At 65.4% G+C, this 22505-nt stretch carries 20 protein-coding genes; 19 read left to right on the forward strand and 1 reads right to left on the reverse strand.

The window, feature by feature from the left end:
- Positions 1-83: 83 nt before the first annotated feature.
- From ccsA to KAJ83_RS01100, 19 genes are all read left to right on the forward strand, one after another.
- Positions 84-905, forward strand: a complete 822-nt coding sequence (ccsA, locus tag KAJ83_RS01010; protein WP_210680154.1) for a cytochrome c biogenesis protein CcsA — start codon at positions 84-86, stop codon at positions 903-905.
- 118 nt (positions 906-1023) lie between these two features.
- On the forward strand, positions 1024-2094 hold the full coding sequence (gene dusB, locus KAJ83_RS01015) for a tRNA dihydrouridine synthase DusB (RefSeq protein ID WP_210680155.1): 1071 nt from the start codon (positions 1024-1026) through the stop codon (positions 2092-2094).
- A complete protein-coding gene (locus tag KAJ83_RS01020) occupies positions 2094-3296 on the forward strand; it encodes a two-component system sensor histidine kinase NtrB (RefSeq protein WP_210680156.1) in 1203 nt (400 codons plus the stop codon). Before dusB ends, KAJ83_RS01020 begins: the two co-directional genes overlap by 1 nt.
- On the forward strand, positions 3289-4755 hold the full coding sequence (gene ntrC / locus KAJ83_RS01025; protein ID WP_210680157.1) for a nitrogen regulation protein NR(I): 1467 nt from the start codon (positions 3289-3291) through the stop codon (positions 4753-4755). The genes KAJ83_RS01020 and ntrC overlap by 8 nt, the downstream gene beginning before the upstream one ends.
- Positions 4756-4827: 72 nt before the next feature.
- Positions 4828-7263 carry a sensor histidine kinase NtrY-like gene (locus tag KAJ83_RS01030; protein ID WP_210680158.1) on the forward strand — a complete coding sequence of 812 codons (2436 nt, stop codon included), beginning with the start codon at positions 4828-4830 and terminating at the stop codon, positions 7261-7263.
- Complete coding sequence (ntrX, locus tag KAJ83_RS01035) at positions 7253-8740, forward strand: nitrogen assimilation response regulator NtrX (RefSeq protein ID WP_210680159.1); 1488 nt, start codon at positions 7253-7255, stop codon at positions 8738-8740. Before KAJ83_RS01030 ends, ntrX begins: the two co-directional genes overlap by 11 nt.
- A 71-nt stretch (positions 8741-8811) precedes the next feature.
- Complete coding sequence (trkA, locus tag KAJ83_RS01040; protein WP_210680160.1) at positions 8812-10188, forward strand: Trk system potassium transporter TrkA; 1377 nt, start codon at positions 8812-8814, stop codon at positions 10186-10188.
- 91 nt (positions 10189-10279) lie between these two features.
- Positions 10280-11206: a D-amino-acid transaminase gene (gene dat, locus KAJ83_RS01045; protein ID WP_210680161.1), complete on the forward strand. Its 927-nt coding sequence runs from the start codon at positions 10280-10282 to the stop codon at positions 11204-11206.
- Positions 11207-11250: 44 nt separating this feature from the next.
- On the forward strand, positions 11251-11730 hold the full coding sequence (locus tag KAJ83_RS01050; RefSeq protein ID WP_210680162.1) for a hypothetical protein: 480 nt from the start codon (positions 11251-11253) through the stop codon (positions 11728-11730).
- A complete protein-coding gene (locus tag KAJ83_RS01055) occupies positions 11727-12446 on the forward strand; it encodes an HAD family hydrolase (protein WP_246484131.1) in 720 nt (239 codons plus the stop codon). The genes KAJ83_RS01050 and KAJ83_RS01055 overlap by 4 nt, the downstream gene beginning before the upstream one ends.
- A 253-nt stretch (positions 12447-12699) precedes the next feature.
- Positions 12700-12957: an RNA chaperone Hfq gene (gene hfq, locus KAJ83_RS01060; RefSeq protein WP_210680163.1), complete on the forward strand. Its 258-nt coding sequence runs from the start codon at positions 12700-12702 to the stop codon at positions 12955-12957.
- Positions 12958-13097: 140 nt separating this feature from the next.
- Positions 13098-14372 (forward strand): GTPase HflX, encoded by a 1275-nt coding sequence (hflX, locus tag KAJ83_RS01065; protein WP_210680793.1) that lies wholly within the window; start codon positions 13098-13100, stop codon positions 14370-14372.
- Between the two features lie 312 nt (positions 14373-14684).
- The gene (locus KAJ83_RS01070) at positions 14685-14975 is read left to right on the forward strand and encodes a co-chaperone GroES (protein WP_210680164.1); all 291 of its coding nucleotides are present in this window, start codon (positions 14685-14687) and stop codon (positions 14973-14975) included.
- A 67-nt stretch (positions 14976-15042) separates the two neighbouring features.
- Positions 15043-16695, forward strand: a complete 1653-nt coding sequence (gene groL / locus KAJ83_RS01075) for a chaperonin GroEL (RefSeq protein WP_210680165.1) — start codon at positions 15043-15045, stop codon at positions 16693-16695.
- A gap of 109 nt (positions 16696-16804) precedes the next feature.
- Positions 16805-17854, forward strand: coding sequence for a zinc-dependent alcohol dehydrogenase family protein (locus KAJ83_RS01080; RefSeq protein ID WP_210680166.1), 1050 nt, complete (start codon positions 16805-16807; stop codon positions 17852-17854).
- 46 nt (positions 17855-17900) lie between these two features.
- The gene (locus tag KAJ83_RS01085) at positions 17901-18740 is read left to right on the forward strand and encodes an inositol monophosphatase family protein (protein ID WP_210680167.1); all 840 of its coding nucleotides are present in this window, start codon (positions 17901-17903) and stop codon (positions 18738-18740) included.
- 209 nt (positions 18741-18949) lie between these two features.
- Positions 18950-19822: an NAD(P)-dependent oxidoreductase gene (locus KAJ83_RS01090; protein WP_210680168.1), complete on the forward strand. Its 873-nt coding sequence runs from the start codon at positions 18950-18952 to the stop codon at positions 19820-19822.
- Positions 19823-19859: 37 nt separating this feature from the next.
- Positions 19860-21107, forward strand: coding sequence for an adenylate/guanylate cyclase domain-containing protein (locus KAJ83_RS01095; protein WP_210680169.1), 1248 nt, complete (start codon positions 19860-19862; stop codon positions 21105-21107).
- A 27-nt stretch (positions 21108-21134) separates the two neighbouring features.
- On the forward strand, positions 21135-21668 hold the full coding sequence (locus KAJ83_RS01100) for a hypothetical protein (RefSeq protein ID WP_210680170.1): 534 nt from the start codon (positions 21135-21137) through the stop codon (positions 21666-21668).
- Between the two features lie 20 nt (positions 21669-21688).
- On the opposite strand, the gene mazG is transcribed toward KAJ83_RS01100, so the two are convergent.
- Complete coding sequence (mazG, locus tag KAJ83_RS01105; protein ID WP_210680171.1) at positions 21689-22504, reverse strand: nucleoside triphosphate pyrophosphohydrolase; 816 nt, start codon at positions 22502-22504, stop codon at positions 21689-21691.
- Position 22505: the final 1 nt, after the last annotated feature.

The raw sequence follows: 22505 nt of genomic DNA on the forward strand, positions 1-22505 counted from the left end.
TTCGGCGACGATATCGGCATTACTTGCGAAGCATTCTCATTTAGACCGTGAAAGCGTGGGCGCGCGATGCTATATAACGCGGCATGAACGTCCTGTCCCTCCCTGTCCATCTCGCCGCCGTCGCGAGTCTTCTGCCGGTCGCGGGCGCGCTGTACTGGCGGCCGCCCGATCGCGCGGCGGCGCAGGACGCGCTCTATTGGGCGCTGCTCGCGCTCGCGGTGGCGGGGCCGATCGCGCTGTGCCTGGGGTTGGTGGCGGGGGGCTGGCGCCCGGGGTTCGGGGTCAGCCTTTGGGTCACCGCCGCCGGCAGCATGGCGATCTTCGCGGTGCTCGCGGTGCTCGTCCCGACGGCCCGGCGTCTGGCGCTGTTGGTCGCGCCCTATCTCGCGATCCTGGGGGGCATCGCGACGATCTGGAATGGGACGGAGACGATCCCGCTTGCCGCTGGAGAGCGGGCCATCGGCCCCTGGCTGACGATCCATATCGTGTTGGCCGTCGCCGCCTATGCGGTGGTGACCCTGGCGGCGATCGCCTCGCTCGCGCTCACGCTCCAGGAGCGTGCCCTGAAACGCCGGCGGCCGAGTGGGTTGAGCCGCCGCTTGCCGGCCGCCGCCGAGGCGGAGGCGTTGGAGCACCGCCTGCTGATCGCTGCCGAGATCCTGCTGGGGCTCGGCGTGGCCAGCGGCATGGGCGCGCAGATGGTTGAGAACGGCGTGCTTTTCGTGCTGGAGCATAAGACGTTGCTGACGCTGGCGGCCTTCGTCGCGATCGGCGGCTTGCTCTGGGCGCGGGCCCGTTACGGGCTGCGCGGGCGGCGGGCGGCGCGGCTGGTTCTTGTCGCCTATCTCCTGATTACCCTGGGGTTCCCCGGCGTGAAATTCGTGACCGACGTCCTGGTTGGGTGATGGCCGCCACGGATGCGGCGCGACGGCTTCAACGATTTCCTTTTACAGAAATGGGCATTCAGGCGTAGAAAACGTCAAACATTGCCTAATTCTTGGGCGTAGGGATGGGGGTGCCCCAATGGATGCCTATCGAAAGGGCACGGCGCGTGATCCGCAAGCGCGCGGCGGCCGTGCGCTCGGCATCGGCGGCGCGGTGATCGATCCGCCGATCCTGCTGGCCCCGATGTCGGGGGTCACCGATGCGCCGTTCCGGCGGCTGGCCCGACGATTGGGCGCTCCCGCCGTCGTCTCCGAGATGATCGCCAGTCATGAGGCCGTGCGGGGTTCCCGCGTGACTCTCGCCCGGTTGGAGGCGGAGGCGGGGGAACGTCCGCGCATCATTCAACTCGCCGGGCACGACCCGGCCGCGATCGCGGAGGCCGCGCGTTTCTGCGCCGATCTGGGCGCGGATGTGATCGATCTCAATTTCGGTTGTCCCGCCAAGAAGGTGACGGACAAATATTGCGGCTCCGCCCTGATGCGGGCCCCGGACGAGGCGGCGCGAATCATGGAGGCCGCGGTCGAGGCGGTCGCCCCCCTCGGCCTGCCGGTGACGGCGAAGATGCGCACGGGCTGGCAGGCCGATGCGCGGAACGCCCCGGAAATCGCCCGCCGGGCGGAGCAGGCGGGCATCCGTGCCGTTACCATCCATGGACGCACCCGCGATCAGAAATATTCGGGCAGCGCCGATTGGGATTTCGTCGCCGAGGTGAAGCGCGCGGTCACCGTTCCGGTGATCGTGAATGGTGATATCGTCGATGCCGAAAGCCTGACGCGGGCGCTGACTGCTTCCGGCGCGGACGCGGCGATGATCGGTCGCGGCGCCTATGGCCGGCCCTGGGTCATCGGTCAGGCCGCGCGGTACCTCCAGGAGGGCCGGTGGCCCGCCGCCCCCCCGGCGCGCGAGAAGGCCGAGATATTCGCCGAGCATTACGAAGCGATGCTGAGCCACTACGGCCGGGAGCGTGGCCTTCGGCATGCGCGCAAGCATGTGGGATGGTATCTGACCGGCCTGCATGGGGCGGCGGCGCTGCGCGCGGAGATGATGCGGGAGGAAAATCCCGTGGCCGTGTTGCGCGCCGTGCGTCGTGCCTTGCTGACGCGCGCGCCGGAGGCGGCCGCCGCCTTGCGGGGCGGGGAGGCGGCCTGATGCTGCGCGTCGTGGATGGGGAGCGCCATGACGACGGCGGCGATGGAAGAGGCGCGGACGTCCCGCCGGCTAGGCCGAGCGCTGATGCGGTCCTCGATGCCCTGCCGGAACCGGTCCTGGTCGTCGACGGACAGGATAATGCCGTCTATCTGAACGGCGCGGCGGAAAGCTTCTTCGCCGGCAGCCGCGCGACCCTGCTGGGCACCAACCTGCAGATTCTGATTCCGCATGACAGCCCGCTTCTGGCGCTGGTCGCCAAGGTTCGGCGTACCGGCAGCAGCATGACCGAATATGGCGTCCAGCTTCAGACGCCGCGCATCGGCAAGCATGTCCTGTCGATCGACGCGGCCCCTATCGCGGATGTCGATCAGGGCGTGGTCATCACCCTGAAGGAACACACGATCGCGGGAAAGATCGACGATGTGTTGACGCAACGCGGCGCCGCGCGGTCGGTCTCCGCCTTGTCCGCCATGCTGGCGCATGAGGTGAAGAATCCGCTTTCCGGCATTCGGGGGGCCGCGCAATTGCTGGAGAGCATGGTGGCGGGGGAAGACCGTGCGCTGACCCAGCTGATCAAGGACGAAACCGATCGGATCGTGAAGCTGGTCGGCCGAATGGAGGTCTTCTCCGATCGCCCGCCGCTTGAGCGCGAGCCGGTCAATATCCACGAGGTGCTGGACCGCGTGCTGCAACTCGGCCGAACCGGCTTCGGGCGCGATCTTCGACTGGCGGCGGAGTACGATCCTTCCCTGCCACCAGTCTATGGCGACAAGGATCAACTGGTTCAAGTCTTCCTGAACTTGGTGAAGAACGCGGCGGAAGCCCTTCAGAACGCGGGCACCGGCGATGGTGAGATCGTTGTGAAGACCGCTTTCCGCCATGGTGTGCGTCTGGCGGTACCGGGCCTCGGCAGCCGCATGCATCTGCCGCTCGTCGTCACCGTGCGGGATAATGGTCCCGGGATTCCGGAAGATATCCGCCGTCATCTTTTCGACCCCTTCATCACGACGAAGCAGGGGGGGACGGGCCTGGGTCTAGCGCTCGCGGCGAAGCTGATCGGCGATCATGGCGGGGTGATCGACGTGGAAAGCCGGCCGCGCCGTACGGTCTTCAGCGTCATGCTGCCGATGTTGCGGGCCGGCACGATTCCGCCGGAGGGGGCGGCCGACGGCGATTTGGAGGAACGGGCGCGGCATGGCTGATGAAACCATCCTGGTGGCGGATGACGACAAGGCCATCCGCACGGTGGTCAGCCAGGCGCTCGGCAGGCTTGGCTATGACGTGCGGGCAACCGGCAATGCCGCGACCTTGTGGCATTGGGTGAGCGAGGGGGACGGCGATCTCGTCATAACCGATGTCATCATGCCGGATGGCAACGGCCTCGACCTGATCCCGCAGATCCGCAAGCACCGGCCGGAACTGCGCGTGATCGCGATGAGCGCGCAGAACACGCTTCTGACCGCCGTCAAGGCGACGGAGCGCGGCGCCTTCGAATATCTGCCCAAGCCCTTCGATCTGTCCGATCTGGTCGAGGCGGTGCGCCGCGCGCTTGCCGCGGGTCAGACGGGAGAGGCCGCGCAAGGCCCCGATCGCGACCGGGAGGAATTGCCGCTGATCGGCCGCAGTCAGGCGATGCAGGACGTCTATCGCGTCATCGCCCGGCTGACGGGAACGGACCTGACGGCGTTGATCACGGGCGAATCCGGAACGGGAAAGGAGTTGGTCGCGCGCGCGCTGCATGATTTCTCGCGCCGGCGCGGCGGCCCCTTCGTCGCGATCAACATGGCCGCGATTCCGCGCGAATTGATCGAAAGCGAGCTTTTCGGCCACGAGAAGGGGGCCTTCACCGGCGCGACGCAGCGCTATGCCGGCCGGTTCGAGCAATCTCAGGGTGGCTCACTTTTTCTCGACGAGATCGGCGACATGCCGTTCGAGGCCCAAACCCGCCTGCTGCGCGTCCTGCAGGAAGGGGAATACACGACCGTCGGCGGGCGTCAGCCGATCAAGACCGATGTGCGCATCATCGCGGCGACCCACCGCGACCTGCGCCAGTTGGTGGGGCAGGGGCGTTTCCGGGAAGATCTCTACTACCGCCTGAACGTCGTGCCGATCCGATTGCCGCCGTTGCGGGAGCGGCGCGAGGATGTGCCCGATCTGGTCAGCCATTTCCTCGGCCAGGCCCTGGATGAGGGGCTACGCGCCAAGAAACTGACGGCGGCCGCGATGGAGCGGCTGTCGCATCATCGTTGGCCCGGCAATGTGCGCGAGTTGGAGAATCTGGTGCGTCGTCTCGCCGCCCTTTATGCCGAGGATACGATCGATATCGACGTGATCGAGGCGGAGTTGTCCGAGGGGCCGGGCCTCGCCCTGCCCGGCGCGGGGGAGAGCGGGGCGGCCGGACGAGAGGAGGAGAGCCTGGGAGAGGCCGTGGAACGGACGTTGAAACGCTTCTTCGAAGCGCATGATCAAGGCCTCCCGCCCAACGGCCTGCATGAACGCGTCCTGGCGGAGGTCGAGCGGCCGTTAATCGAACTTTGTCTGGAGGCGACTCGCGGCAATCAGATCAAGGCGGCGGAATTGCTGGGCTTGAACCGGAACACCTTGCGCAAGAAAATCCGCGAGCTTGATATTCAGGTGGTTCGCGGTGGCCGAAACGGCTAAACCGAACGGGGGCCGGTCGATGGCGGGCCGCGCCGCGACCCCCCCCATCCCCAGGCCGAGCCGCGTCGAGGAATGAGCGCAGTCACCGACAATCGGACGAAGGACGGCGGCGAGGGCGCGCGGAACGGCCCGCTCGTCCGCCGGCTCGTGCGCTGGTTCGCCCGTCCGCGAGTCGCGCGCTGGATGGCCTTCCTGCTGTTGGGCCTCTCGCTCGCGGCCGGGGCGGGGACCTATGCCGCCTTCACCGGCGTGGCGCCGCTGGGCGACGACCCGGACGTCATGGTGGCGCTGATCAATCTCGATCTCGTGTTGCTGCTGCTGTTGGGTGTCGTCGTGACACGCCGGGTCGTGGGGGTCTGGGCGGTACGCCGACGGGGATCGGCCGGTTCGAAGCTTTATGTGAAGCTGGTGATGATGTTCGGCCTGCTGTCGGTCGCGCCGGCGATCGTGGTCGCGATCTTCTCCTGGTTGTTCTTCGATCTGGGCTTGGAAAGCTGGTTTAGCGACCGCGTACGCACCGCCGTCTCGGAAAGCCGGGAAGTGGCGCAGGCCTATCTGGACGAGCATCAGAAGAACATCCGCACGGATGCGCTGCGCATCGCCCGCGACCTGAACAACGATGCCCGCTTCTTGCAACCGAACCCGACATTGCTCAATCGCATGCTGGAGATACAGCTGCGTCTGCGCGACTTGAGTGAAGCGATCGTCTTCGAGGGATCGACCCGGCGCATCCTGGCGCGCGCGGGCCTGACCGTCGTGCTGGAATTCGAACCGATCAAGGAAAGTGCCGTCAACGAAGCCGCCCAGGGCGAGGTGGTGATCCTGACCAGCGATGCCGAGGATCGGGTCCGCGCCATCATCAAGCTGGATAATTATGTCGATCTCTATCTCTATATCGGCCGTCTCGTGGATCCGAAGGTCCTGCAGCGAATAGAGCAGACGAAAGGGGCCGTTCAACAGTTCGAGCGGCTGGAGGGACAGCGCTCCGACATCAAGGTTTCCTTCGCGCTGGCCTTCGTCGTGGTCTCCCTCTTGCTGCTGCTGACGGCGGTGTGGATCGGGCTCAATCTGGCGGGCCAGCTCTCGCAGCCGATATCGACCCTGATCGGGGCGACGGAGAAGGTGCGCGCCGGCGATCTGGAGGCCCGCGTTCCGGAACCGGAGTCCGGCGCCCGGGACGACGAGCTTGGGCTATTGAGCCGTGCCTTCAACAGGATGACGGCGCAACTTCACTCTCAGCGTGGCGAGCTGCTGGAAGCCAACAAGCAGATCGATGAACGGCGGCGTTTCACTGAGGCTGTGCTGGCCGGCGTCTCGGCCGGGGTCATCGGCTTGGACGGGGAAGGGAGGATCGACCTGCCGAACCGGTCCGCCTCCGATCTGCTGGGCTTGGAACTTGATGAACATCGTGGCGAGCCGCTGGCCGACATGGTTCCGGAGATGGCCGACCTGCTGCATGCCGCGCGGGCTCGACGGGCGGGGCGGTTCGTCGAGGCGCAGATTCGAATCAATCGCGACGGCTATGCCCGTACGTTGTTGGTGAGGGTCGGCGCCGAGCGCGAGGACGAGGAGGCCGCGAAGCCCGGCAGCGGCGGCGCGATCCAGGGCTTCGTCGTGACCTTCGACGATGTCTCCCTGCTGCTCGCCGCGCAGCGCAAGGCCGCCTGGGCCGATGTCGCGCGGCGCATCGCGCATGAAATCAAGAATCCGCTGACCCCGATCCAGCTTTCCGCTGAACGCTTGAAACGTAAATATCTCAAGGAGATCGAGAGCGATCCGGAGACGTTCGCCAATTGCACCGACACGATTGTCCGTCATGTCGGCGATATCGGGCGGATGGTTGATGAGTTCTCCAGCTTCGCCCGCATGCCGGCACCCACGATGAACAGGCACGATGTCTGCGATATCCTGCGTCAGGCGGTCTTCCTGCAACGCAACGCGAATCAGGACATCGAATATGGTGCCGAGCTTCCGGGCGAACCCGTGGAAATTCGGTGCGATGCCCGGCAGTTGAGCCAAGTCGTGACCAACCTGCTGCAAAATGCCTATGATGCGATAGAGGGGCGCGAGGAGTCCGATGCGCCGCCGGGCCGTATCATGGTGCGGTTGTCCGTGAGTGGCGCGGAAAGCCTCGAAGGGCATGACGACGCGGACAAGATGAACGGCGGAACGCGGGACGGTTGGGTCCTCGTCGAGGTGGAGGATAACGGCCGCGGTCTGCCCGCGGAGGATCGCGAGCGCTTGACCGAACCCTATGTGACCACCCGGGCGAAGGGCACCGGCCTCGGCCTCGCGATCGTCAAGAAGATCATGGAGGATCACGGCGGTACGATCGATCTGAGCGACGCGCCCTCCGGCCGGGGGGCGTTGGTGCGGCTCGCTCTGCCGTTCGGGGGGCCGACGGTCGCGGCTACACCGGACATGCCCATGCCGGATGGGGAGACGCCGGATGGGGGTATGCGGGATGGGAGCGAGATGAGACAAGCGGGGTCGGCCGATGGCGCATGATATCCTGATCGTCGATGACGAAGCCGATATCCGGATGCAGATCGCCGGTATCCTGGAGGATGAGGGATTCCAGCCGCGCGAGGCCGGCACCAGCGGCGAGGCGCTGGAGGCGGTGGCGCGACGGCAGCCTTCGCTTGTCATTCTCGATGTATGGCTGTCGGGCAGCGAACTCGACGGCTTGCAGATCCTGGAGCAGATAAAGCGCAATCATCCGGCCCTGCCGGTTATCATGATCAGCGGCCACGGCACTTTCGACATGGCGGTCAATGCCACGAAGACCGGTGCCTACGACTTCATCTCCAAGCCCTTCAAGACGGACGTCCTGCTGCATACGGTCAATCGCGCGATCGAGGAATCGCGTTTGCGGCGGGAGAACGAGTCGCTGAAGCGCCTGACCGGCGGCGCGATGATCGAGGAATTGGTCGGCACCTCGCCCGCCATGCAGGAAGTCCGCCGTACCATCGACAAGGTCGCGCAATCGGACAGCCGCATATTGATCACTGGACCGGCCGGGGCGGGAAAGGGGGCGGTCGCGCGCGTCATCCATGCCAAATCCCACCGGCGCGACGGTCCCTTCATCCAGCTCAATTGCGCGGGTTTGCAGGCGACCACGCTCGAGGAGGCTCTGTTTGGCGTCGAGGCCACGGCGGAAACGCCCCGGCAGGTGGGGGTGCTGGAGCAGGCCCATGGCGGCACCTTGCTGCTGGACGAGGTCGCGGACATGTCCGTGGAGACCCAGGGCAAGATCGTCCGTGTCCTCCATAGCCAGCAGTTTCAACGTCTTGGCGGCGCGCGCAATGTCGAGGTCAATGTCCGAGTCCTGGCGACGACGGCACGCGACCTGCGCGCGATGATGGAGGAGGGGCGATTCCGGGAGGATCTGTTCTACCGCCTGGCCGTGGTGCCGATGACCGTGCCGCCACTGACCGAGCGACGTCAGGATATCCCCGATCTCGCCCAGCATTTCATGCGTCAGTCGGCGACCGCCAAGGGCCGGGCGCCACGGCCCCTGGATGGCGGCGCGATCGCGGCGTTGCAGGGCCATGACTGGCCGGGCAATGTCTGGGAGGTGGTCAATGTGATCGAGCGGCTGCTCCTCGACGGCAAGCCGCTGGGCGAGGCTGGCGCGCCCGAACCGATCCATGCCGAGGCGGTCGTGAAGGCGATCGGGGAGACCGGGCGCGCGGCGATGGGCTGGGACAAGGCCCCGGAGGTCATGAACATGCCGCTGCGCGAGGCGCGGGAAGCGTTCGAGCGGGAATATCTTCTCTTCCACCTGACGCGCTTCGGCGGCAACATTTCCCGGACGGCGGAATTCGTCGGCATGGATCGGGCGGCCCTTCACCGCAAGCTCAAGGGGCTTGGCGTCAACGCACCGGGGCGGGTGGGGGAACGCAACGGCGCGGGCGATGAGCGCCTCGCCGCCGAACCGACCGAAATTCATCCCGCCCCGCGCGCCGGGCACGGCGTGGGGTAGGACGCGGGGGGAGAACGCCGATTGGGCGTCGCGCCGCGCATACCCGATACGAGAAGATGGGACATTAGGCGATGAAAGTCGTGATCTGCGGGGCCGGCCAGGTCGGTTTCCACATCGCCCGCTATCTGGCGGGCGAGAACAACGACGTCACGGTGGTCGATCAATCGCCGGAACTGATCGGGAAGATCAACGATCAGTTGGACGTTCAGGCCTTTGTCGGGCACGCATCGCATCCGGACGTGCTGGAGCGCGCGGGCGCGGGCGACGCGGATATGCTGATCGCGGTCACCTTCACCGACGAGGTGAACATGATCGCCTGTCAGGTGGCGCATTCATTGTTCAACGTGCCGACCAAGATCGCGCGCATCCGCCAGCAGAACTATCTCGATCCCACCTGGGCCAATCTTTTCGCGCGCGATCAACTGCCGATCGACGTCATCATCTCGCCCGAGATCGAGGTCGCGCGCGCCATCGCGCGGCGTATCCGCGTGCCCGGCGCCTTCGATATGATCCCGATGGCCGAGGACCGGGTCCGGGTGATCGGCGTGCGCTGCACGGAGGATTGTCCGGTCATTCACACGCCGCTGCGCCAGCTCACATCGCTGTTCCCGGACTTGAACATCACGGTTACCGCGATCCTGCGCGACGAAACGATGCAAATCCCGAGCGCCGACGACCAGATGCTGCCGGGCGACGAGGTTTATTTCGTCGCCGAGACCGGCCACGTCGCCCGCGCGATGGCGGTTTTCGGACACGAGGAAAAGGAAACCCGCCGTCTTATCATCGTCGGCGGCGGCAATATCGGCACCACGCTTGCCGATGATATCGCCAATTCCGAGGACGGCTATACCGCCAAGATCATCGAGCTCGACAAGCGCCGCGCGCGCAAGGTGGCGGAGATCCTGCCCACCACCACGATCATCCAGGGGAACGCGCTCGATCACGAGATCCTGGAGGAGGCGGGCATCCGCAATGCCGATGCGATCGTCGCCGTCACCGATCATGACGAGAGCAACGTACTGTGCTCCCTGCTCTCCAAGCGCTATGGCGTGGAGCGCGCGGTAACGCTGATCAACAAGACGAATTACGGGCCGCTGATCACCGCGCTCGGCGTGGATGTGGTGGTCAGCCCGCGGGAGATCACGGCCTCCACCATTCTCCAGCATGTGCGGCGCGGGCGTATCCGTTCCGTCCATTCGCTGCGCGACGGCTATGCGGAGATCATCGAGGCGGAGGCGCTGGAGACATCGAGTCTCGTCGGTCAGCCGCTGAAGGACGCGCGCCTGCCGAACGGCGTTATCGTCGGTGCCGTGGTGCGTGGCGACAAGGTAATCATCCCGCGCCCCGATACCGCGGTGGAGGCCAAGGATCGTGTCATCCTGCTGGCCGACGCCAAGACGGTTAAGAAGGTGGAGAAGATGTTCGCGGTCAGGCTGGAGTATTTTTGACGCCACCCCACATCCCTCTATATCACTATATCCGGGATAATAGAGCCTGTCGGCGCGCGATTCCCGGTTCAGCAAGCAACAGGAGAGACCCATGCCGCGCTATGCCTATGTGAACGGACGCTATGTCGATCACCGGGAAGCGGCCGTGCATATCGAGGATCGCGGCTATCAATTCTCCGACGGTGTCTACGAGGTGGTGACCGTCAAGGACGGCCGCCTCGTCGATGCCAAGGCGCATATGGATCGTCTGGGTCGTTCATTGGATGAACTGCAGATTGGCTGGCCCGTTTCGCGCCCCGTTCTGGAAATGATCATGGCCGAGATGATTCGCCGCAACAGGCTGCATGACGGGCTTGTCTACATGCAGATCACCCGGGGCGTCGCGCCGCGCAATCATGCCTTCCCGACGGGGGATGTGCGTCCGGCGCTGGTCATCACGACCAAGAAGATGAATTTCGCCAAGATGACCAAGTTCACCGAGGGCGTGAGCGTCATCACCCTGCCGGATCAGCGCTGGGCGCGGCGCGACATCAAGACGATCAGCCTGCTGCCGAACTGCCTGAATAAGCAGAAGGCGACGGAGGCTGGCTGCTATGAGGCGTTCCAGGTCGACCCCAAGGACGGGATGGTGACGGAGGGCACGGCCTCCAACGCCTGGATCATCACGGAGGCGGGCGAACTCGTCACCCGACCCGCGACGCACCGTATCCTGAACGGCATCACGCGCCTGACGATCCTGCGCATCGCGGAGGAGGAGGGCGTCCCCTTCGTCGAGCGGCCCTTTAGTGTCGAGGAGGCGAAACGGGCGCGGGAGGCTTTCGTCTCCTCCGCCACCTCCTTCGTGACACCGGTGGTGCGGATTGATGGTGAGCCGGTGGGCGATGGAACGGTCGGCCCGATTTGCCGCAAGCTTCTGGCCGGCTACGAGGAATATGCCGCCGGTCTGCGCGCGCGGGGCGCTGAATGGCCGGACGACATCCCCGCGGATGAGGGCGATGGAACGTCTCGCGCCGCCTGAGGCACCAACGCGCATGCGCTAGTAACTGGTAAGATGCGAGGGCGATGATCATGGGGTTGCTCGACTGGCTTTTCGTCGCGCGCGGCCAGGCCGGCAGCCGCCGGACGCGGGGTGCGGACGAGAAGGGGCAACCTGGTAGCCGGCGCGCGACGGGGGTCGGCGACCGCCGGCGCGTCGCGCGCTTCGCCGGCCTGGGGGCCCGGGTGATCATCGACGGCGCCGAATATGATGTCGGCGATTGGGCGGAGAATAGCTTCCGCGTGACCGGTTTCCACGGCGACTTGATCGCAAATCAGATTATTCATTTCCGCTTCCTGCTGGTCTATCGGGAGGAAACCTGGGAATGGCCCGGGGTGGGGCGGATCATTCGCATCGATTCCGAAGCCGGAGAGATGGCGGTCGTGTTCAAGCCGCCGGAGGAGCCCTTCCGGTCGCGCCTGCGCAATGTCACCGATGCGTTGACGGAGGGAACGCGTCTTTCCGAACTGACCGCCGCCCGGCGGAACGGAGATGACAGGACATGACGGAAGCACTCGGCCAAGACGGGCACGGTCACTTCTCCCCGCGCGCGGGGACGCCGATGATGCCGCCCCGCGCGATCCTGTTCGATTGGGACAACACGCTGGTCGATACGTGGCCCGTCATCCATGCCAGCCTGAATGAGACCTTCGCGGCGATGGGCCGGCCGGGCTGGACGCTGGACCAAGTGCGCGCGAATGTCCGAAAATCCTTGCGGGACAGCTTTCCGGGCCTGTTCGGGCAGCGCTGGGAAGAGGCCCGCGACGTGTTCTATGCCGCCTTCTCCCGCCAGCATCTGACGGCACTGACGGTACTGCCCGGCGCCGATGCCCTGGTGATGGGGCTGGCGGCTCGGGGCATTCCGCTTGGCATCGTCAGTAACAAGTCCGGGGATTTCCTGCGCAAGGAGGTCGCGCATCTCGGCTGGAACGGTTATTTCGGCGCGGTGGTGGGGGCGGGTGACGCCGCCAGGGATAAGCCCTCGCCGGAGGCCGGCGCGATGGCGCTGGAAACCATGGGCATCGCCACCGGTGACCGGGAGGGTCGCGCGGTCTGGTTCGTCGGCGATTCCAATGTCGATATGGAGATCGCCCATGCGATGGCTCTTCTGCCCGTGCTGATCCGGCCCGATTCCGGTCCCGACGGAGAGTTCGACACCCATCCACCGGCCCATCACCTGGCCGATTGCGGGGCTCTTCTACATTTCGTGCAGGGCAATTGAGACGCGAATCCATCGCCGGTGGCGAGGCTTCCCACGCGCGAGCGCGGTTGCTTCGTGCCCGAACTTCTTTTAGAAGAGGGGAAAGGCCCCGATGGGGATCGGAACGATCCGGTCCCAGGGGCACAGAAGCCTTAAAGGCGGGTGAGGAAAAGCGAGCGATACATGGGCGATCGACGTTAACCCGTTGCAAGCCGGGGCATGAAGAACCCCACACAGCAACCCCGACAATCACTATAAAAGGGGGCCGAAAGCGATGTCTTCCGACAAGACCCAGAACCTGCAGGACACTTTCCTCAACCATCTGCGCAAGAACAAGATGCCAGTCACCGTTTTCCTGGTGAACGGCGTCAAGTTGCAGGGCATCATCACGTGGTTCGATAATTTCTGCGTGCTGCTGCGACGCGACGCGCATTCGCAACTCGTCTATAAGCATGCGATCTCGACCGTCATGCCCTCCGCCCCGATCCAGCTTTTCGATGGAAACGGCGGCAAGGACGACGACGAGAGCTGACGGCGAAGCCGACGACCGCGAGAACTGAGGACCGATTGAGCGCACCGACGAACGACGACCAGCCGGGGTTCACCAACCAGCGCCGCTACCGCGCGAGCGACCAGGGCTGGGACGAGGCGGATAAGCGCCGCGCGCTCGTCATTCATCCCGATATCCGTCAAAACCGCCAACGCGAGGCCGCCGAGGCGGGGGGCGTCCGTGACCCCGCCCATCGGCTTGAGGAGGCCGTGGGCCTCGCGGAGGCGATCGCGCTAGACGTCGTCTCGGCGGAGACGGTGCCGCTCAATCGTCCGGTCCCCGCGACATTGCTGGGCGGCGGCGTGGTGGAGCGCATGGCGCGGACCGTCGAGGATGAGGCGATCGATCTCGTTATCGTCGACAACGCGCTGACCCCGGTGCAGCAACGCAACCTGGAACGCGCGCTCGAAACCAAGGTCATCGACCGCACAGGACTGATCCTGGAAATCTTCGGCGCCCGCGCCCGCACCCATGAGGGGCGGCTGCAGGTGGAACTCGCCGCGCTCACCTTCCAGCGCTCCCGTCTCGTGCGCAGTTGGACGCATCTGGAGCGCCAGCGCGGCGGCCTCGGCTTCATCGGTGGTCCGGGTGAAAGCCAGCTCGAAATCGACCGACGCCTGATCGACGAACGCATCGCCAAGCTGAAGCGGGAGCTGGAGCAGGTTCGCCGCACCCGTGGCCTGCACCGCAAGGCGCGGGAGAAGGTGCCCTATCCTGTGGTGGCGCTGGTCGGCTATACCAATGCCGGCAAGTCGACGCTCTTCAACCGGCTGACCCGCAGCGACGTGTTCGCCAAGGACCTGCTCTTCGCGACGCTGGACCCGACCATGCGCCGGGTCGACCTTCCCTCGGGGCGGGAGGTGATCCTGTCCGACACGGTGGGGTTCATCACCGACTTGCCGACCGATCTCGTCGCCGCCTTCCGCGCGACGCTGGAGGAGGTGACCGGCGCCGACGTGATCGTCCATGTCCGCGACGTGGCCGCCGACGAAAGCGCGGCGGAGAAGATGGATGTCGAGGCGGTCCTGCGGTCCCTCGATATCGATCCCGAGGTGCCGGTGGTGGAGGCGCTCAACAAGATCGATCTGCTCGGCCCCGACGAACGGGGGGCGGTCTCGGCGGAAGCCGACCGGCTGGAGCGCGCCGCGTGTCTTTCCGCCGTGACCGGGGAAGGGGTCGATCGCTTGCTCGATGTCGTGGACGCCGCGCTCTCGCGCCGTCGGTCCATCCGGCATTACGATGTTTCGCTCGCCGACGGGCGCGCGCTTTCCTGGCTTTACGAGAACGCGCAAGTCGTCGCGCGGGAGGATGAGGGCACGGTCGCGCATCTCGACGTATCGATCGACCCGGAGGATGCCGCCCGCTTCGAAAGCCGTCATCGCCACGCGGCGGAGTGATTGGCCGGTCGATCGGACGTATCACGGCGTATTCGTGCCTTTCTTCGCTAAATCCCCCGAATATCCGCTTTTTCCGGTCCCTTCGGGTTGACAGCCAAATCACGCACCCTTAGCTAATCAGCACTCGCTGCGGGGGAGTGCTAACATGCGCCCGATCGGGCGCCGACCGGCACCGTCGCGAGCACGGTTCCGGACCCGTCATATCCTGGGAATATCTCCCGTGGCGGCCCGAGACAGGCAAGCTTCAACCAACGGGCGGCGTTGCCGATAGGGCGCGTCGCAACGGAAAACGACCGGTAAGGGGAAACAGGTATGAAATTTCGGCCTCTTCACGACCGGATTCTCGTCGAGCGCGTCGAATCCGATACCAAGACCAAGGGCGGCATCATCATTCCCGAGACCGCGCAGGAAAAGCCGATGCAGGGCAAGGTCCTCGCCGTCGGCAAGGGCGTGACGCTCGAGGATGGTTCGGTCCGCGCGCTGGATGTCAAGAAGGGCGACACGATCCTCTTCGGCAAGTGGTCCGGCACCGAAGTCAAGATGGACGGCAAGGAGCTGCTCATCATGAAGGAAAGCGACGTCATGGGCGTGGTCGAGGGCTGAACGGCCTTCCCGCGCCTTTTCATTTCGGAAAAGACGTCACACCGACTAGAGGATAAGGAGAAACACCATGGCTGCGAAGGACGTGCGCTTTTCGCAGAACGCCCGCGACAAGATGTTGAAGGGCGTCGACATCCTGGCCGACTCGGTCAAGGTCACGCTGGGTCCCAAGGGCCGCAACGTCGTGATCGACAAGAGCTTCGGCGCGCCCCGCATCACCAAGGACGGCGTCACCGTCGCCAAGGAGATCGAGCTTTCCGACAAGTTCGAGAACATGGGCGCGCAGATGCTGCGCGAGGTCGCCAGCAAGACCAACGACTTGGCCGGTGACGGCACGACGACCGCCACGGTCCTGGCCCAGGCGATCGTGCGCGAGGGCGCGAAGGCCGTCGCCGCCGGCATGAACCCGATGGACCTGAAGCGTGGCATCGACACGGCCTGCGAGGCGGTGGTCGCGGACCTCGCCAAGCGCGCGAAGAAGCTGAAGACCTCCGCCGAGGTCGCCCAGGTCGGCACCATCTCCGCCAATGGCGACAAGGAAGTCGGCGAGATGATCGCCCAGGCCATGGAGAAGGTCGGTAACGAAGGCGTCATCACGGTCGAGGAGGCCAAGGGCCTGGAGACCGAACTCGACGTCGTCGAGGGCATGCAGTTCGACCGCGGTTATCTCTCCCCGTACTTCGTGACGGACAGCGAGAAGATGACCTGCGAGATGGAGAATGCCGCCATCCTGTTGTTCGACAAGAAGCTGTCGAACCTCCAGGCGCTGCTGCCGGTACTGGAGCAGGTGGTGCAGTCGAACCGTCCGCTGCTGATCATCGCCGAGGATGTCGAGGGCGAGGCGCTGGCCACCCTCGTGGTCAACAAGCTGCGCGGCGGCCTGAAGGTCGCGGCCGTCAAGGCCCCGGGCTTCGGCGATCGCCGCAAGGCGATGCTGGAGGATATCGCGGTCCTGACCGGCGGCACGGTCGTCTCCGAGGAGACCGGCATCAAGCTCGAGAACGTCGACATGTCGATGCTCGGCAAGGCGAAGAACGTCACCATCACCAAGGATGAGACGACGATCGTCGACGGCGCCGGCAAGAAGAAGGAGATCGAGGGCCGCTGCAATCAGATCCGCCAGCAGGTGGAGCAGACGACCTCCGACTACGACCGCGAGAAGCTGCAGGAGCGGCTGGCGAAGCTCGCCGGCGGCGTCGCGGTGATCCGCGTCGGCGGTGCCACCGAGATCGAGGTGAAGGAGAAGAAGGATCGCGTGGACGACGCCATGCACGCGACCCGCGCGGCGGTCGAGGAAGGTGTTGTCGCCGGTGGCGGTGCCTCGCTGCTGTACTCCATCAAGGCGCTCGCCAAGGTCACCGGCGCGAACCATGACCAGGACGTCGGTGTCGACATCGTGCGCCGCGCGCTCTCGACCCCGACCCGTCAGATCGCCAACAATGCGGGCGAGGACGGTGCCGTGATCGTCGGTAAGATGCTGGAATCGAACGATACCGCCTGGGGCTTCGACGCCCAGACCGGGCAGTATGTCGATCTGGTCAAGGCCGGCATCATCGATCCGGCGAAGGTCGTGCGCTGTGCCCTGCAGGATGCCGCTTCCGTCGCGGGCCTGCTGATCACCACCGAGGCCATGATCGCCGACAAGCCGGAGGAGAAGTCCGGCGGCGGCGCGCCCGACATGGGCGGCATGGGCGGTATGGGTGGCATGGGCATGGGGATGTAATCTCTCCCCACAGCCTGCTATACCGGCGGGGTCGCGTTCCCAAGGGGACGCGGCCCCGTTTCTTTTGGCCTCCTCTCTCCCGGGGGCAGCCACCACCGGACGAGGGACCATGCGCGCCGCCATTTATCACGGCTTCAAGCAGCCGATCGCCGTCGAGACCGTCGCGGATCCCGCGTGCCCGCCCGACGGCGTCGTTCTGCGCGTGTTGGCGAACGGTGTCTGCCGCAGCGATTGGCATGGCTGGATGGGGCATGATTCCGATGTCCGCCTGCCGCATGTACCGGGGCATGAACTGGCGGGCGAGGTCGTGGCGGTCGGTCCCGATTGCGCCAAATGGCGGCAGGGCGCGCGCGTGGTCGTGCCCTTCGTCCTGGGGTGCGGGCGGTGTCCGCGTTGCGCCGACGGTCACCCCCAGGTCTGCGACGACCAGCAGCAGCCGGGTTTCACCTATTGGGGTGGGTTCGCGGAATATGTCGCGGTGCCGCGCGCGGACCTCAACCTCGTAACCCTGCCGGAGACGCTGGGCCCGGTGGAGGCGGCGAGCCTCGGTTGCCGCTTCACGACGGCCTATCGCGCGGTGGCGGAGCAGGGCGCGATCCGGCCGGAACAGTGGCTGGCCGTCCATGGCTGCGGCGGGGTCGGCCTTTCCGCCGTGATGATCGGCGCGGCGCTTGGCGCGCGCGTCATCGCGGTCGATATCGATGCGTCCGCGCGCAAGCGGGCCGGAGAGGTCGGCGCGGAGAGTACCCTCGATGCCAGCGCGATCGACGACATTCCCGCCGCGATCCGGGAAGCGACGGGCGGCGGTGCGCATGTCTCGTTGGATGCGCTCGGCCACTGGGCGACCTGCCGCAATTCCATCCTGTGTCTGCGCACCCATGGCAGCCATGTTCAGGTCGGTCTTCTGGCGGGGGAGCATGCGGACCCCAGGCTTCCCATGTCCCGGGTCATCGGCCGTGAATTGCGAATTCTCGGCAGTCACGGCATGGCCGGACATCGTTTTCCCTCGCTGTTCGAATTGATCGAGGACGGGCGGATCGATCCGGGTCGCCTAATCGCCCGGCGGCTCGATCTTGAGGCGGGGGCTTCCGCCCTGATGGCGATGGATCAGGGCGCGGCGGGGCTGGATGGCGGCATCGCCGTCATCGACCGGTTCTGACTGACCCGCGGGATTGGAAACGGCGGACCGATACGAGCGCAGCATCATGCACGATCCCGACATGGACAAGGTGGCCGCCCTGATGCGCCACGTCGCCGAGGTGGCTATCCTGCCGCGCTTCCGCGCCCTGGCCGATCATGAGGTCATGGAGAAGGGGGCGGGCGATATCGTCACCGCCGCCGACATGGAATCGGAACGCCTGCTGACCCGGGAATTGCCCGCGCTGCTGTCTGGTTCCACCACCGTGGGGGAGGAGGCGCATCATGCCGATCCTTCCATACTCGACCGTTTCGCGGGCGACGCGCCGGTTTGGGTGGTCGATCCGCTCGACGGCACGCGGAATTTCAGCCGGGGGTCGTCGACCTTTTGCATGCTGGTCGCGCTGGTCCGGAACGACGAAACGCGCATGGCCTGGATTCTGGACCCGGTGGGGGAGCGTCTGGCCATGGCGGAGAAGGGGGCGGGCGCGACCCTGAACGGCGCCCCCCTTCGCATGAATAACGGTACGGAGCCCCCCGCCGGTCCCGGCGCGATGATCGGGCAAGTGAATTTCAACTGGTTCGCCGAGCCGGCCCGCCGCGCGGCCCGGGACACCTTGTCGGCGCAGGTCGGCTCGCTGCGGCCTCTCGCATGTGCCGGGCATGATTTTCTAGATCAAAGCCAGGGCCTTAGACATTTTTCCTTCTATCGCAGGTTATGGCCTTGGGACCATGCGGCGGGCGTTTTGGTCCGGCGCGAGGCGGGGGGCGTGGCGGACCGCATCGACAATCGCCCCTACCGCGCGGGCGAGCGGGTTCAGGGCCTGTTGTCCGCGCCGGACATGGCCGGTTGGATCAAGCTCAAGCGCCTTATCAAGGCTGCCGGCCCCGCTATCGAGGAAAGCTGACGGCATGCGGGACGCGATCGTGCCGCATGACCGTCCCGTAGCCGTGCCAGGAATTTGGCAGGCCCATAATTTGGTAAGACCACTTGCATTAACCGGGCGGGACCGTTTGACTTGGGGTCGGACGAATAATCGACAATCCATGAGACGTGACCACCGGTTAACCGGACGGCCCCGGCGTCTCGCCCAAGAAATGTGAGGGAGTAGCGAATATGGCGAAGGTAGCATTCATCGGTCTCGGCGTTATGGGATACCCGATGGCCGCGCACCTGAAGAACAAGGGCGGGCACGATGTCACCGTCTATAACCGCACCGCCGCGAAGGCCGAGAAGTGGGCGGCCGAGCATGGTGGTCAGTCCGCGCCCACGCCGAAGGAAGCCGCGAAGGGCTGTGATTTCGTCTTCATGTGCGTCGGCAACGATAAGGATCTGCACGACGTCGCGCTCGGCGATGACGGCGCGATTCACGGCATGGAGAAGGGCGCGACCCTGATCGACAACACGACCGCTTCCGCCGATGCGGCGCGCGCGATCTATGCGGCCTGCAAGGAAAAGGGCGTCGGCTTCATCGATGCGCCGGTATCCGGCGGCCAGGCCGGCGCGGAGAACGGCGCGCTGACCGTCATGTGTGGCGGCGACCAGGATGTGTATGGTCCGGCGGAGCCGGTCATCATGTGCTATGCCAAGTCGTGCAAGCTGATGGGTGAAAGCGGCGCCGGCCAGATCACCAAGATGGTGAACCAGATTTGCATCGCGGGCCTCGTGCAGGGGTTGTCGGAAGGGCTGAACTTCGGCCAGAAGGCCGGGCTCGACATGGAAAAGGTGCTGGACGTCATCTCCAAGGGCGCGGCCGGTTCCTGGCAGATGGAGAACCGCGGTTCCACCATGTGCAAGGGCGAGTTCGATTTCGGCTTCGCGGTCGATTGGATGCGCAAGGATTTGGGCATTTGCCTCAGTGAGGCGAAGAATAACGGCGCGCGTCTGCCGGTGACCGCGCTGGTCGATCAGTTCTATGCCCAGGTTCAGGACCGTGGCGGCAATCGCTGGGATACGTCGAGCCTGATCCACTTGCTTCAGAACGACTGAGGCACCGGGACGAGCGCGGGCTGCGGGAGGGGCGCCGATGTCGGATACCGACCGTGCCCGCGTCCCTCCCATGTCCCAACGGCCCCCGGATCGTCCGGTCGGCGATCGGCTGGCCGATTGGGTGGTGGAAAGCACGCTCCATGGCACGCGTCTGGATGCTCTGCTCGAAGGTCTGTGCGAAGGTCTAATCGCGGCCGGCATACCCCTGATGCGGGGTCATATGGCCTTCGGGTGGTTGCATCCGATGGTGGGATCGATCGCGATCACCTGGACCCGTGCCGCCGGCCTCACGCGGGAGCGGCACCTGCGTGGCGAGAGCACGGCCGAATGGATGGAAAGCGTCCCGAAGGCCTTGATAGACGAGGGCGGACACGAACGACGCTATCGCCTGGAACGGGGGGAAGGGCAGGATCGCTTCCCGCAACTTCGCGCCCTACGGGACCAAGGGGCGACGGACTATCATCTGACGCTGACGGCTTTCCGCGGCATGCGCGCCGCGATCGATAATCGTGACGGCCTGATCGTAAGCTGGACGAGCGACGCGCCCGGCGGTTTCACCGATAGGGACATAGCTGTCCTGCATCGCCTCGTGCCCCCGCTCGCGCTCGCCGTGAAGGCATCGGTGCGGGAGGAAGCCGCGCGTAATGTGCTTTCCGCTTATCTGGGCGCGGGGCCGGGCGCCAAGGTTCTGGATGGTCAGATTCGACTTGGTGACGGGGAGGAGATATCGGCCGTCCTCTGGTACTGCGATCTGCGGGGGTCGACGCCGACCGCCGAGGCACTCGGCCGGCACGCGTTCCTTGAACATCTCAACCACTATTTCTCCTGCACCGCCGGGGCCGTTCTGGATCACGGCGGGGAGGTTCTGCGCTTTATCGGCGACGCGGTCTTGGCGATATTTCCGACCGACGGTCCGGGCGGCGAAGAGCGGGCGGCACGGCTCGCGATCAGCGCCGCGCGGGATGCCCGATCGCGCGCCGACAAGGCCAATGCCGAAGCCGGGGCGGACGCGCCTCGGATCGAATTCGGCCTGGCGCTCCATGTCGGCACGGTCCTCTATGGCAATATCGGCGTACCGGAACGGGTGGAGTTCTCCGTCATCGGCGCGGCCGCCAACGAGGTCGCGCGGCTGGAGGATCTGACGAAGGATCTCGACCGGCCGATCCTAGCCTCCGACGCGTTTCATGTTCTGGCCCCGCCGTCCCTGGGGGCTTGGACAAATCTGGGACCCCGGCACTTTCGTGGGGTGAGGCGTCCACAGACGGTTTGGGCGCTTGAAAGCTAGAAAGGACATTTGAAGGGGAGGGGGAATATGTCGAATGGAACCCTGCAAGATGGGCTGGGGACGAGTGCGGATGACTGGCTTGCTCGGGAATATCTGGAATGCACGCGGATCGGCCGCTCTTCCTTCCAGAATGTCCTGACCCTCGCCAAATACTCGCTGGTCTTCAACGGCACCCTCGGCGCGGCTCTCGGCTTCCTGCACGAAAAAGCCGAAATCCTGGCGCCACCCGCTATTCAGGATGCACCGAATGGGATGGTCGCATTCTATGCCGGGCTGTCGATTTGCGTGGTCGCTGTCCTGTTCAATGTCGGGGCGTTGTTCGTGCACCGGCATTGTTGGCATTTTCTCGAAATCGTCTCGAAGCGTGCCAAGGAAATCGAGGATTCCATAAGACGATCCAATGTGGGCGCGACCCCGAAGATCGCCACGGGTATTTACGAAGGCGTGTTCAATAAGCGGAAATTCAAGGCGCGTTGGCTCAACATCGCCTTCTATTCCTTGTTGAGCGGGTTGTGGACCGCCGCCCTCATTTTCATTTGCAACACTATCTTCCGGGGATGAATTGGGGATGAATGAAGGGTTCAGCCCTTCCCGCGCGCCTTCACCGCGTCCCAGCGCGCATCCATCTCGTCGAGGGAACAATCGGTTAGCGCGCGCCCCTCATCCTTGAAACTGCGCTCCATCATCTGGAATCGATCGGTGAACTTGTCGTTCGTCCGGCGCAGCGCCGCCTCCGGATCGACGCCGAGGAGGCGGGCCAGATTGGCGATGGTGAAGAGGACGTCGCCAAGTTCGTCCTCCAGCCGGTCATGCGGCGTGCCGGCCTCGATCTCGGCCTTCAGCTCGTCCAGCTCCTCCTCGATATCGCCGAAGACGGTGGCGGCGTCCGGCCAGGTGAAACCGACCCGGGCCGCGCGCTTGGAAAGCTTCTCCGCCCGTTGCAGCGCGGGTAGGGCGAGAGCCACGCCGGAAAGCGCGCTGTCGTCCTGGCCCTTGGCATTTCGTTCGGAGGCCTTGGTCTCCTCCCAACTGCGCTTGACGGCATCCGGTGTCTCGGCCGTATCGTTCGCGAAGACATGGGGATGGCGTCGGATCATCTTCTCCGCGATGGCTTGCGCGACGGCCTCGAAATCGAAGCTTTGCTCTTCCTCCGCCATGCGGGAATGGAAGACGACCTGGAGGAGGAGGTCGCCGAGTTCGTCGCGCAATTCCGCCCGGTCGCCGTGCCGGATGGCGTCCGCGACCTCATAGGCCTCCTCGATCGTATAGGGCGCGATGCTCGCGAAATCCTGCTTAAGGTCCCAAGGGCACCCGCCGTCCGGATCGCGCAGGGCCGCCATGACGGCGATCAGCCGATCGATCCCGCGATCGGCCGGGGAGGGGGGTGTCTTCGCCATT

This window comes from Marivibrio halodurans, assembly GCF_017963645.1.
GTDB lineage: Bacteria > Pseudomonadota > Alphaproteobacteria > UBA8366 > Aestuariispiraceae > Marivibrio > Marivibrio halodurans.

Excerpts from the sequence above, each read along its gene's own strand:
- ntrX (WP_210680159.1), top strand. The coding sequence starts at position 7,253 with ATGGCGCATGATATCCTGATCGTCGATGACGAAGCCGATATCCGGATG.
- KAJ83_RS01080 (WP_210680166.1), top strand. The coding sequence starts at position 16,805 with ATGCGCGCCGCCATTTATCACGGCTTCAAGCAGCCGATCGCCGTCGAG.
- KAJ83_RS01030 (WP_210680158.1), top strand. The coding sequence starts at position 4,828 with ATGAGCGCAGTCACCGACAATCGGACGAAGGACGGCGGCGAGGGCGCG.
- mazG (WP_210680171.1), bottom strand. The coding sequence starts at position 22,504 with ATGGCGAAGACACCCCCCTCCCCGGCCGATCGCGGGATCGATCGGCTG.
- dat (WP_210680161.1), top strand. The coding sequence starts at position 10,280 with ATGCCGCGCTATGCCTATGTGAACGGACGCTATGTCGATCACCGGGAA.
- KAJ83_RS01050 (WP_210680162.1), top strand. The coding sequence starts at position 11,251 with ATGATCATGGGGTTGCTCGACTGGCTTTTCGTCGCGCGCGGCCAGGCC.
- KAJ83_RS01095 (WP_210680169.1), top strand. The coding sequence starts at position 19,860 with ATGTCGGATACCGACCGTGCCCGCGTCCCTCCCATGTCCCAACGGCCC.
- ntrC (WP_210680157.1), top strand. The coding sequence starts at position 3,289 with ATGGCTGATGAAACCATCCTGGTGGCGGATGACGACAAGGCCATCCGC.
- hfq (WP_210680163.1), top strand. The coding sequence starts at position 12,700 with ATGTCTTCCGACAAGACCCAGAACCTGCAGGACACTTTCCTCAACCAT.
- ccsA (WP_210680154.1), top strand. The coding sequence starts at position 84 with ATGAACGTCCTGTCCCTCCCTGTCCATCTCGCCGCCGTCGCGAGTCTT.
- dusB (WP_210680155.1), top strand. The coding sequence starts at position 1,024 with ATGGATGCCTATCGAAAGGGCACGGCGCGTGATCCGCAAGCGCGCGGC.
- KAJ83_RS01070 (WP_210680164.1), top strand. The coding sequence starts at position 14,685 with ATGAAATTTCGGCCTCTTCACGACCGGATTCTCGTCGAGCGCGTCGAA.
- KAJ83_RS01020 (WP_210680156.1), top strand. The coding sequence starts at position 2,094 with ATGCTGCGCGTCGTGGATGGGGAGCGCCATGACGACGGCGGCGATGGA.
- KAJ83_RS01100 (WP_210680170.1), top strand. The coding sequence starts at position 21,135 with ATGTCGAATGGAACCCTGCAAGATGGGCTGGGGACGAGTGCGGATGAC.
- KAJ83_RS01090 (WP_210680168.1), top strand. The coding sequence starts at position 18,950 with ATGGCGAAGGTAGCATTCATCGGTCTCGGCGTTATGGGATACCCGATG.
- KAJ83_RS01085 (WP_210680167.1), top strand. The coding sequence starts at position 17,901 with ATGCACGATCCCGACATGGACAAGGTGGCCGCCCTGATGCGCCACGTC.
- KAJ83_RS01055 (WP_246484131.1), top strand. The coding sequence starts at position 11,727 with ATGACGGAAGCACTCGGCCAAGACGGGCACGGTCACTTCTCCCCGCGC.
- groL (WP_210680165.1), top strand. The coding sequence starts at position 15,043 with ATGGCTGCGAAGGACGTGCGCTTTTCGCAGAACGCCCGCGACAAGATG.
- trkA (WP_210680160.1), top strand. The coding sequence starts at position 8,812 with ATGAAAGTCGTGATCTGCGGGGCCGGCCAGGTCGGTTTCCACATCGCC.